The organism is Peribacillus sp. NPDC006672 (genome assembly GCF_050274955.1).
In the GTDB taxonomy this organism is placed as follows: Bacteria; Bacillota; Bacilli; order Bacillales; family DSM-1321; genus Peribacillus.
The window spans coordinates 352935-364377 of sequence record NZ_JBNNOR010000003.1 but is presented as its reverse complement, the minus strand read 5'-3'; the positions used below and the strand labels follow the sequence as shown (position 1 = coordinate 364377).

Here is an 11443-nt window from a genome sequence, read left to right as displayed (position 1 = left end):
TTACCTTGATTATAAAACAAAAAAAGGTAGATTTCCTCAGAATAAACTGAGAAAATCTACCTCTATTGGCCCGAAGGGACTTTTTCAGTGCCCTCGCTTTCGCAGGCCTGTTTTTTTCATTCGAAGTGCCATAGGTCGAGCGTGTCCACCACATACGTCGGCTGCTCCTTATATTGCTTCAAGCGTTCTTTGGTCGTTACCCCAGTATGTACAAGCAATGTGTCGATCCCTGCATTAATGCCAGCAAGGATATCCGTATCATAGTTATCCCCAACCATGATTGTCTCTTCTTTAGGTACCCCTAATACTCTCAGAGCTTGCTCCACTATAACGGATTCAGGTTTTCCAATGAAAATCGGCTGTACCTGAGTCGAAACGGAAACAACGGATGTCAAAGCACCATTCCCCGGCAAAAGGCCTTTTTCAGTAGGAATGGCAATATCGCCATTGGTTGAAATGAAAACTGCGCCATTTCTAACTGCAAGACAGGCTTTTGACAACTTTTCATAATTGACCCCGCGGTCGATGCCCATTACCAAAAAGTCTGGATGCTCATCCACAAGCTTCATTCCTTTTTCCTTAAGAGCCTCGATAATGCCTTCTTCACCTACTACATAGACCGATGCATCTTCCTTTTGTTCAGCTATGTAATTCGCTGTGGCCATACTTGTCGTGAAAACCTGATCATCTTCCGTTGATATGCCGATGCTTCTCAATTTATCCGCTACCTGTGCCGGAGTCCGGGACGAGTTGTTGGTGACGAATAAATAAGGGATATCCCTTTTTTTCAGGTCATTTATAAAACCTGCAGCTTCAGCAATTTGTTCAGTCCCGCGATACATGGTGCCATCTAAGTCAATTAAATATCCTTTATACGACTTCATTGAATTCGCCTTCCTAACACTAGTTTTTAAAAGCTGATACAGGTCCCAATTCGTTTGTTAAATAGTTCCTCACCAAATTCGGGAATTGCTTGAATGCCGCGATATTTTCCGAGAATACCTTATGCAGTTCGTTGTGATCGACTTCAATGAAGTCCTGAACCAGCATTTTCCTTAGCGGCAAAACCTTTTTGAATTGGATCGATTTTTCTTCTGAAATGACTTTTTCATCATGTAGGATATCGATAATATCTTCATAACTTCCCGGATCACGCATAATAAAACCATCAATTACTGCATTTCCTACATCCAGCACGGAATCGATGGAAGTCTGAATGAGCCTTTCAGCGATAAGTTCCTTAAAGTCTCCATCCCAATTATCATGCCCTTCAAAAAGTCCAAGCTGCTTTTCAAGAAAACCTAATATTTGTTCAATCTTTTGGCGGTCTACAAAGTACATTTTTTCCAGATCCTTTCTGATCTAAGATGATATAGGAATCATTACTATGGTTGATTGGCCAGCCTAGTTAAACCCTGTGCCAAAACAACCTTATTCCTTGATAATACCATAGCTTCTCCCCTACTCTCAATTCCTTCAGCCACAACCTTTGAACCAATCCCTTTACTAAACAGCGACAGAAACGTAAGTTGACTTTTTTACAGGGGCCGATTTCCCGTCATCCATTGACATAAAAGGAACCAAAATTACGTCCCATTTGTATTCTTGACAATTTTCCTTTAATCAATGATAACTCTATCGCGGTCGATTCTAATACATCACGAGGCGTGACGGAGTTCAACCCTCGAAGAGCCCAAAAATGTCTGTTCCCCTATTGAAGTCACTTTGTTATGATGGAATTACAAATGTGAACATATGAAGGGAATGATACTATGGAAGATCGTTTTTATTTATACAATGACGTCGTTGATTCAAAAACCCGGTTCATAAGTTTCATGGGCGAGGAATCAAGATTCGATTTGGCCATTATGACAACTGATCGTTTTTATGGGAAAAAACTTGTTTTAAATATGCAGAGTAACCGATTCGCGATCATTGGACCTGATGATTTAGAAGAGGAAGGCTATCTTGAGCATGCCTTTCAGTTGTCAGAAGCGGAAGCGGAAGAACTGAGTCACTTTTTAATGGAAATCGTCTGAAAGCTGAAGTTTTTTTCTTAATCGGGAAAACCTACTGAATGTACGATTACATGAGGGGGGATTACCTTGAGCAAAGAAGAGGAAATATACCACGATTTCTCCAATGTCGAAAAACAGCGGGATTATTTAATTCCTGAAGAATTTCCCGAAGGACCTTTTGGATCATCCATAGCAAAAGATGCACCAGTTCAAAATAAAAGCACACCATGGCAGGAAGGGCAACGATATCAAAGTGCCTTTAATTTTGAAAATAAATCGTTGCATGAAGACTTACCTCGAAAATATCCTGGTGCTCATCCGACACATGATGATACAAAAAACCATGAGCAGCCTCCTTATAAAGGATACGGAAGCTCTTAACATGGAAGGCCAGAGTAAATTCTGGCCTTTTTCATTTCTTTATTTTCTTCACGACGAAATATGGACAGCCAAAATTGCAGTATTCATATAAATATTCAGTAAGCGTGCTTATTTTTGTATCGAAGGTCGCTTTCTGATTAGAATCATCAAAAAATCCACGCAGCCTCAATTGGCCGTAACCCCAATCCCCTACAATATAATCATACTTCGTTAAAATCTCACTGTATCTGGCTTTAAACGCTTCTTCGTTATAGCCTTCCCTTTCATCCTCGATTATTTCATAGGTCATGTTATTGATGTTAATCATTGCTTTCACCTCTCAAAAATACATTCCTTCTTAAATTATAACTGATTCCCCATCAATTACTAAGCGAAAAATAGAGAAATATGTTCATCCTAAAGTTACGGGGGTGTTATTGATGAAAAAAACAATAATAACAATAGGTTTAAGTTCGATTATTGCACTGTCCGGATGTTCCAATAAACATGATCAGGGGCTCGGTGCCAAAAACCATGCTGGTAACCCAACAAACGTAAATAATCCAACCCAATATTATGACGAGGATTATCGTAATCATGACAATAAAAGTGATGACTTCGGTTTTACCCGCACCAATAGTACAACCATTAACGGCCGTAACATTTCTAACAAGGCTGCTTCCATTGACCGTGAACAATTGTCTGATGTCATTTCTAAACTCAGTGCACAGATTCCAAATGTCAATAATGTGGCTACCCTCGTAACTGATGAGGAAGTTCTTGTCGTATACGATACAAATACCAAGGATCGGACTGAAACCGCTGACCAAGTTAAAAGGACCGCTATGTCCGTCGTTCCTCGCTACTATCACGTCTACGTCAGTGATGATTTTCAAAACCTTGCCCAAGATGTCGAGAATTTCGCTACATTGAAATCCGGCAGCAAAGGGATCGACTATACGATTGAACAAACCATCAAAAGAATGCTGAAATCGCCTCAAGGATACAAAATGAGTGACGAAGAAAATGAAAACGGAGAAATGGTTAACGATAAAAGGGATCATCACGATAACATCCATCAAAAAATGGATAACCGTTAAAAAATAAAGGACCGAATTTTTCGGTCCTTTATTTCACTCTATTTCAATAATTCTTCACCTTTGGTTTGCTTATGTTTAGCTGCTGCATTAACCTGTTCGTCCGCATGGTAGGAAGAACGGACAAGCGGACCGGATTCACAATGGCTGAATCCTTTTTCCAATGCACGATCCTTCAATTCGGCAAACTCCTCAGGCGTGTAGTATTTCAGCACCTTCAAATGCTTTTTAGTCGGCTGTAAATACTGGCCGATCGTCATGATATCCACATTATTAGCCCTTAGGTCATCCATCGTTTCGAGGATTTCCTCCCGTGTTTCACCTAGGCCGACCATTAAGCTGGACTTTGTCGGAATCTCCGGATACAGTTCTTTGGCTCTTCTTAAAAGCTCCAATGAACGTTCGTATTTAGCTTGAGCCCGTACACGGTCGGATAGACTTCTGACTGTCTCTATATTATGGTTCAGAATGTCTGGTTTGGCATCCATCAAAGTCTTAATATTTTCATGGATCCCGCCCATATCCGACGGTAATACTTCAATTGATGTAAATGGATTCTTGCGTCGGATGGCACGGACCGTTTCAGCGAAAACTTCAGCGCCTCCATCTTTTAAATCATCACGGGCAACAGCTGTAATGACGACATGCTTTAAATTCATCATAACAACGGAATCCGCAACACGCTCTGGTTCAGCCCAGTCCAATTCATTCGGACGTCCGGTTGTTACTGCACAAAAACGGCATGCCCTTGTACAGATTTCACCTAAGATCATGAATGTAGCCGTTCTTCTCACTGCCCAGCATTCGTGAATATTCGGACATTTCGCTTCTTCACAGACTGTATGAAGATTTTTTTCCCGCATCATATTTTTTAAACCGAGGTAATTTTCATTAGTATTAAGCTTTATTTTTAACCAATCTGGTTTACGAAGAATTTCTTTATTTGTAGAAGACATGAAAATGTCACTCCATTCTATAGAAATTAACACACCCTACTTTAACAATAAAAAAGCATTTATACAAGTTATAGTTGGTTTCCCATTATTTATTTTTCATGTTTATAGCCAAATCAGCAAAACTATAAAAGATGGACTGATGTCTTTATAAATTGGAGAATTTCATGAAAGGAGTTGCCCCGTTGAAAAAATTATTCCTTCTAATCATAACTTGTTTGTTTATGTTGGATGCACCAAGACAAATAGCTAATGCCGCCGATACCCCTGAAGCTTATGCCGGGAGAATGGCGCTATATAAAAACATGGAAGCTACCCTCCAAATCCCATGGTATTATCTTGCGGGCGCTGATCAATATGAGCACAGCCTAAGGGCTGCCAGACGGGATTTAGAGCCGGCAAAGGGTTTAATTGGCATCAATATCGAGCCTTCAAAGTGGGGTGGGGCTCTCAATCCTCACTTAAACGACATGAACCCGCTCACAATCACATTTTTTGATGGGTTGGGCCAGGATGGGAATGGTGATGGCAAAGCTGATGTTACTAATGACACCGATCGATTATATGCTTTTGCGAAGCATCTCCATACTTATGGTTCAGATGAAGATAATATCCGGATCGGCTTGTGGGATTATTATAAACGAGATAAAGCCGTCGGCATCATTATCGGCAATGCGGAGATTTATAAGAAATATGGCCGGCTGGATTTACAGGAAAAAGCCTTCCCTGTTCCAGTACGGACTCATTATACGTATTTAAATACATGGGGAAGCGCTCGTGGATGGGGCGGAAGGAGAATCCATGAGGGTACAGATATATTTGCGGATTATAGCCTTCCTGTTCGGTCAACGAGCTATGGAATCATTGAAATGAAAGGCTGGAATAAATTCGGGGGCTGGAGGATTGGGATACGGGATTTAAATAATACGTATCATTACTTCGCCCATTTAAGCGGATTTGCCGAAGGATTGAAAGTCGGACAAATCGTCGAGCCCGGACAAATCATCGGAGGTGTAGGCAGTACAGGTTACGGCCCTCCTGGAACTTCAGGTAAGTTCCCTCCGCATCTTCATTATGGGATGTACAAAGACAACGGAATCACAGAATGGAGCTTTGACCCTTATCCCTATTTAAAAATGTGGGAAAGGAAGGATTTAGCTAAAAAACAAAAGTGAGCGGCGACGATTTTCTCGCTGCTTTTTTTTGATTCGAACATAAACCCCTGAACTTGATGCATAGGTATTAGTAAAGGGGGCTAAAGCGTGTTCCGAAAAAGATTTCGAACAAAGAAATTCCGAAAAAAGGGACCTCTTCCCACCCGAAAAGTATTCCTCTACTCATTTATCCTTTTTATCATATCAAGCATCATGACTCTTTGGTATGTTGATAAATCAATTGAACCGGTGATCATGAATGTAGCTGAATATGAAATCAAACGGATTGCAACGGAAACGATTCATGAATCGGTAGATGAGAATATATCCAAGATTGATATGAACAAAATCATCACCAACAACGAGGGTGGTAAGGACTCCAGTTCTTCCTATAGCTTCAATCCGGTCATATACAGTGAATTGCGCAATAACATTACAAAGGATATTCAAAACAAGCTTGGCATCGATCAGGGAAATCCTTTTAAAAAGGGTTCCTCCAAAATAAATGATGAACAATATAAAAGTGTAGTCTATTATATACCATTGGGTGTCGTAACCGGGAATAACCTTCTTTCCAACTATGGACCTGAAATCCCAGTGAAAATGTCAGTCATCGGCAATGTTGAATCGGATTTGAAGACAAAACTGACAAACGCAGGCATCAATAATGTGTATTATGAATTGATTGTGGATTTTGATGTCAATATTCAAATTGTCATCCCCTCCTTCACTAAAGAGACCAAGGTCAGTCAGGAAGTGACAGTCGGCAGCTTGCTAATTGAAGGTGATGTACCAAGTTATTATAGTAACGGAAACGGTTCGGTGGCACCTGCCATCATGAAGGAAAACAAGGAATAAAAAAACCAGCTGATCCTTGAGGTTAGGCTGGTTCTTGTATATTGAGACATTTCATGATCAGCAAATGCAGGTTTTTATTCAAATCCACTTCATAGGACTCTTTTACCTGTTCCCCATTTTCTTCAAGTATCCTTATCATGGGGCGGTCCCCTATCCCCTCATTCTGTGCGGATACGACACCTTTTCTCCCATCATTCAATTCTACGGATAGACCATTTGGATAGATGGCAACTGCTCGCCGGAATGCCTCGATGATCGTATTGTCGAATTTTTTCCCGACTCCCGCATACAGGATTTCCAACCCCTGATGAGGCAGCATGGCCTTACGGTAAACCCGATTGGAAGTCACGGCATCAAACACATCGGCAACGGCAATGATCTTGCCAAAATAATGGATTTCATCCCCTTTTATTCCACGTGGATATCCAGATCCATCAAGCCTTTCATGATGCTGATAAGCACAATTTGCAACTAAAAGTGAAACGGTATGAACATTTTTGATTAGATGAAATCCATAATCGGCATGTTTTTGGATTTGTTCAAATTCCTTTTCCGTTAACTTACCGGGTTTATGAAGGATTTCCAAAGGTATGAGCATTTTGCCGACATCATGTAAAATCGCTCCCAGCCCAAGAATTTCGAGATTCTTATTATTAATATTCAATTCCATCCCGATTGCCAGGGTATATAGGGTCACATTGAAGGAATGGGTAAAGATATAGTCATCGTATGTATAAACGTCCGCCAATAAAGTCATTAACTCTTTATTCCTATTCAGCTCGTCCATGATGTTTCGGACGATTTGAGTGAACTTGACGTTAGCCTGCTCCATCGTGAAAGATCCATCAAGGTTCATTTTGTTTTTCATGTTCAGGAAAGTGGTTTCAATCCTATTAATGGCTTCTCTCCTTAGGCTCCCGGATACTGGGGGCATTGGAATAATGTCATCCGTCCTAAAATCTTGAATGTAAACTAAGGGAATATTAAGGGACGCCAGTCGAGTGATCATTTTTTGCGTTAATGTAAGACCCTCACACAAGAGGATATGGCCCTGCTCATTATAAATGTTTTTTCCGAGCCTGGCTCCAGGGCTTAAGGACTTTGTAATAGCTAGCCTCATACTTGTACTCCATTTCCCCATTAAATATTTGTAAATCAAACCGTTTCTTTATAAGGGTTATCGGAAAATATCCTGATAAATGAATCGGTTTTAAAAATATTCATTGAAAAATATTAACTATTTTCCTGGTGAATTAAAACAAGGCCCCCTTCTGGATTAAAGAAAGCCCACCACTTCAAATCATTTTGATTAATGCCTCTCTACCAATCATTCCTGGATAAATGCCCTTTTCCACAGCTTCCCAGGTAACTGATTCGAGCGGCGCTTCCAAAAGCTCTTCAATCGATTTAACCCCTGTAGCCCTGCCCGCAAGGATTTTACGATCTCTCAATTTATCATTCAGCAGCGCTACATCCAACGCCCCGCACATTATATACCCTTTTTCGGAAGCGACCGCAAGTAAATTCGTTTTGGGAAGCCCGACAGAAATGGCTAGGAATGTATGATTATCAAGTATTATTGGTACAATGCTAATCATTGGGTTCGCCCCTCTCTTCCTCATACTTTATGAAAAAAAGCTGAAACCGTGATTTAGCGTTAGGCATCTGTAGATATTTTTTTCAACTTCCATAAAAGTAAATCCCGTAAGAATTCCGGTAATAGATATTTCTTGCGATTGGTGCGCTGGATACTTGGAAAAAAGTGCCCAAACGTGAACATATCAGGGATTGCCAGTTTATAAGACTTATCAGACTGCAGTTTCTCCCCTTTTATTAATATCTCTTTTACGATTCCATTCTCCATTTCGTTAAATTCAATTTGATCATAATGCATGACTCCCATGATTTTCCCCCGGAAACCGAAACCTTTCACCGGAATATGAGGCCACTCCTCATTTCTCGATTGCATTAAGATTTCTTTTAATTCATTCCCATTAACTTCAACAACACAAGGATTGATGGGGTGTGGACAGATTTTGTGAATATCCCCTTTTGTGACAGGCCCCTTCGGCAATCCATCGAGCAGAAGACCCGCATTCAAAAAGGTGCAATCCGCCTGACTCCACTCCCTTAAGGCCTCACCAAGGATTTTCGTCAAAGCACTTACTTTGAACCAATCATTTTCCAGCGCTTCCGGTAAGTCCACTACGACCTGTTTTAGCGTTTCCCCACCGGCCTGGTACATTGCTTCAATCCATGATCGTTCATTCTCTAATTCCGAAAAGTCATTTGTATCATAGAGAATTGCACGCTTCTTGCTAATTCTCTTTTCCTGATTGACGGTCATTTCCACCTGCCCAACAAAAAACCCATATTTCCCTGCACCGCAAAGGAGTGTATCATTGATCAATTTTCCTTGGTGAAGGATGTGGTGGGTATGCGCGCCAAGTATGACGTCAATCTCCGGAAAGTCAGCTGCCATCCGCTCATCATCATGGATGCCCAGGTGAGAAAGGATGATGATTACATCTGCCTCTGTTCTAACCCTTTCTAGCTGTTCCTTTAACTCAGCGAATGGTTCTGTTAATTCCCAGCCCATCGCAGAATAAAACTTTTGAAAGAAGGCTGTCAAACCTATCAAGGCAATCTTGGTACCTTTTACCGTTGTATGTATCCGATATGGCAGCGCCCATTCCGGCCTTTCATTATCCCTATAATAAATATTGGCTGCCAAGACCTTGAACCTTGCATGATCATATAAGGAGTCTAAGGCATCATGAGGTAAAGTGATCCCTTCATTATTGCCGATGGTCACATATTGGTAGCCTGCTTCATTCAGCAGTTCAATATTTCCTTTACCCAACGTACCTTCTGTATATGGATGCCAGCGATCCACATGGTCTCCTATATCAAGTATGATTGCCTCTTCTCCCGTTTCTTGATGAAGTTGTCTTCTTGCTTTAAGAAACTTATCAATACGAGGCCAATTTTCAAAATGACTATGGAGATCATTGGTGTGATATAAATGAATGATTTCTGACATCATTTTTCCTCCTCGTTTTATCCTGTAATACTTTGGTATATAAGACGTAAACCAATGATTATCAGTACTATTTTCAACATATTTTCAAGTGCCCCGCTCTTTAGGCGCGTATTGATGTATGCCCCTAATTTTGCACCGAACCATGCACCTGGGATCAGGGCAAAAGCATATGGCCAATTTACATTCCCAAGGGAAATATGCGTAATCGAATTGGTGATGGAAGATAGAAATACCATGAACATCGAAGTCGCTACAGCCATATGCGGAGGGAAGAAGAAAAGAAGCATCATTACAGGAACCATTAAGGCTCCACCGCCAATTCCAAATAACCCGGAGCTGAATCCCACGACAAATGTAATCGATACAGCTATCAGAGGATGGTAACCATAAGAAAATGAATGTCCATTTTCAGTTTTATACGTTTTAACTATTTTCGCTTTACCAGGCTTGAAAACCATTGGCTTCAAACGGTTTTTCACTAATAACACGATAGCCATGAAAATCATGAAAACTCCAAAGTACAATGAAAAAGCTTCGACATTAAGGTTTTTATTCACATAGGCTCCTATTATTCCACCAGGTGCACTGCCTATTAAGAATATTAAGCCTGCCTTATAATCCACCACTTTATGTTTTAAATAAGATAAAGTAGAAGATAAGCCGGTAAAAATCATGATCACCGTTGAAACACCGACGGCGATCTGAGGTGTCAGTTCTTCTATTATATTTGTAGATGTACCTAAATATAAAAGAGAAGGTACAATGATGATGCCGCCGCCCAGACCGACAAGAGAGCCGATTGAGCCCGCTAATAATCCTATACCAACTAATACTAACCATACCATGAAGAAATCCGCCTTTACCTGTTTGTAATACTAGCTTGTCACACCATCTCTTTATTAATTATATAATGCCTTTTAAAACAAACCAAGCTGCCTGGGAGCCAGTCCTTCATATTCTATACCAAGCAACTCAATCATTTGCTTGGCATTATCAGCGGCATCTCCGCCTGAGTTATTATTGAACAGGATATATATCTCCTTGGATTCCTTTTCCAATTTCCTGATTTTCTCCACCCATTCAGTCAATTCCTGATGATTATATCGGTATAAGTACCTGACCTCACGCCAATTATCACCCGAAGAAGGTCTCTGCCAACCATGCAGGTTACGGCCATGAAAGCGGATAAGCGTTTTATCTTCATGTGTGGTATGCAGGACGACAGGAATGGATCCCTCTCCAGCCTGAGGCTCATCGCATACAGTATGGATCCACCCCTCCTTTTGGATGAAGTCCAGGGTTTGCTGAACTACGCTGGGTCTGTACCAGCTTTGATTCCGAAATTCTATGGCAGCTGGAATATCGCCCATTTCAGCTTTACACCATCGAAGGTAATTTACATTTTCACGTTTACAATCAAACCATGGCGGAAACTGAAATAGGATCATCGAGAGCTTGCCGGACTTATGATAAGCTTCTAGAGAGTCCCGAAAGGCCTTGAACATTTCCTTTTTACTTTCAAATGGAATTTCCCCACGCTGATGTCCCGTCATCCCTTGATAGGCTTTAACGACAAACTGGAATGACGCTGGTGTCTCGGATACCCACTTTTCACTGTTCCTCTTTGGCTGGATTGCATAAAATGAGGCATCCACCTCCACAATCGGAAAATGAGCCCCATACTCCTTGAGTTTATCACGCTGGGACACACCGCCATGATATAAACTATCATGATCTCCCCAACCGGTCACACCAACATATATCATCTGCACCATCACTCCTTTCGGGACAGGTCCCACTTCCTGACTTCTTCTACTTTTTTTACCCTTGTATGACCATATTTAATCTTTGGTAAGGGTGTCGAATATCATTATCCAAAACAAAAATCCTGCCAAGTCTCCCTGGCAGGATTTTGTATGAATGGGTTATTCTAAATCGCCTTACAGGCATGCCAGTCGGT

14 protein-coding genes are annotated in these 11443 nt (G+C 41.0%); 5 read left to right on the top strand and 9 right to left on the bottom strand.

What is annotated here, in order from left to right; all coding sequences use genetic code 11:
- Positions 1-116 precede the first annotated feature (116 nt).
- Positions 117-884 (bottom strand): TIGR01457 family HAD-type hydrolase, encoded by a 768-nt coding sequence (locus ACQKKK_RS07640; RefSeq protein ID WP_427615285.1) that lies wholly within the window; start codon positions 882-884, stop codon positions 117-119.
- A gap of 19 nt (positions 885-903) precedes the next feature.
- Positions 904-1341, bottom strand: a complete 438-nt coding sequence (locus ACQKKK_RS07635; RefSeq protein WP_427615284.1) for a DUF86 domain-containing protein — start codon at positions 1339-1341, stop codon at positions 904-906.
- A gap of 431 nt (positions 1342-1772) precedes the next feature.
- On the opposite strand from ACQKKK_RS07635, the gene ACQKKK_RS07630 reads away from it, so the two are divergent.
- Positions 1773-2039: a DUF3055 domain-containing protein gene (locus tag ACQKKK_RS07630; protein ID WP_427615282.1), complete on the top strand. Its 267-nt coding sequence runs from the start codon at positions 1773-1775 to the stop codon at positions 2037-2039.
- A gap of 66 nt (positions 2040-2105) precedes the next feature.
- The gene (locus ACQKKK_RS07625; protein ID WP_427615281.1) at positions 2106-2399 is read left to right on the top strand and encodes a cytosolic protein; all 294 of its coding nucleotides are present in this window, start codon (positions 2106-2108) and stop codon (positions 2397-2399) included.
- 31 nt (positions 2400-2430) lie between these two features.
- On the opposite strand, the gene ACQKKK_RS07620 is transcribed toward ACQKKK_RS07625, so the two are convergent.
- Positions 2431-2706 (bottom strand): YutD family protein, encoded by a 276-nt coding sequence (locus ACQKKK_RS07620; RefSeq protein WP_427615279.1) that lies wholly within the window; start codon positions 2704-2706, stop codon positions 2431-2433.
- A 112-nt stretch (positions 2707-2818) separates the two neighbouring features.
- On the opposite strand from ACQKKK_RS07620, the gene ACQKKK_RS07615 reads away from it, so the two are divergent.
- Entirely contained in the window at positions 2819-3478 is a 660-nt protein-coding gene (locus ACQKKK_RS07615) for a YhcN/YlaJ family sporulation lipoprotein (RefSeq protein ID WP_427615278.1), read from the top strand.
- A gap of 38 nt (positions 3479-3516) precedes the next feature.
- On the opposite strand, the gene lipA is transcribed toward ACQKKK_RS07615, so the two are convergent.
- Positions 3517-4431 carry a lipoyl synthase gene (gene lipA, locus ACQKKK_RS07610; protein ID WP_427615276.1) on the bottom strand — a complete coding sequence of 305 codons (915 nt, stop codon included), beginning with the start codon at positions 4429-4431 and terminating at the stop codon, positions 3517-3519.
- A 182-nt stretch (positions 4432-4613) separates the two neighbouring features.
- On the opposite strand from lipA, the gene ACQKKK_RS07605 reads away from it, so the two are divergent.
- Positions 4614-5603, top strand: a complete 990-nt coding sequence (locus ACQKKK_RS07605) for a M23 family metallopeptidase (RefSeq protein WP_427615274.1) — start codon at positions 4614-4616, stop codon at positions 5601-5603.
- A gap of 87 nt (positions 5604-5690) precedes the next feature.
- Positions 5691-6440, top strand: coding sequence for a sporulation protein YunB (yunB, locus tag ACQKKK_RS07600; RefSeq protein ID WP_427615273.1), 750 nt, complete (start codon positions 5691-5693; stop codon positions 6438-6440).
- Between the two features lie 22 nt (positions 6441-6462).
- Here yunB and ACQKKK_RS07595 read toward each other — a convergent pair whose 3' ends face one another.
- The 5 genes from ACQKKK_RS07595 to ACQKKK_RS07575 all read right to left on the bottom strand — a co-directional run bounded on the left by ACQKKK_RS07595 (position 6463) and on the right by ACQKKK_RS07575 (position 11249).
- Positions 6463-7560, bottom strand: coding sequence for an HD-GYP domain-containing protein (locus ACQKKK_RS07595; RefSeq protein ID WP_427615271.1), 1098 nt, complete (start codon positions 7558-7560; stop codon positions 6463-6465).
- A gap of 175 nt (positions 7561-7735) precedes the next feature.
- Positions 7736-8038, bottom strand: coding sequence for a YunC family protein (locus ACQKKK_RS07590; RefSeq protein WP_427615270.1), 303 nt, complete (start codon positions 8036-8038; stop codon positions 7736-7738).
- Positions 8039-8097: 59 nt separating this feature from the next.
- A complete protein-coding gene (locus ACQKKK_RS07585) occupies positions 8098-9483 on the bottom strand; it encodes a bifunctional metallophosphatase/5'-nucleotidase (protein ID WP_427615268.1) in 1386 nt (461 codons plus the stop codon).
- A gap of 17 nt (positions 9484-9500) precedes the next feature.
- Complete coding sequence (locus ACQKKK_RS07580; RefSeq protein WP_427615266.1) at positions 9501-10328, bottom strand: sulfite exporter TauE/SafE family protein; 828 nt, start codon at positions 10326-10328, stop codon at positions 9501-9503.
- A 72-nt stretch (positions 10329-10400) separates the two neighbouring features.
- Positions 10401-11249 carry a DUF72 domain-containing protein gene (locus tag ACQKKK_RS07575; RefSeq protein ID WP_427615264.1) on the bottom strand — a complete coding sequence of 283 codons (849 nt, stop codon included), beginning with the start codon at positions 11247-11249 and terminating at the stop codon, positions 10401-10403.
- Positions 11250-11443 lie beyond the last annotated feature (194 nt).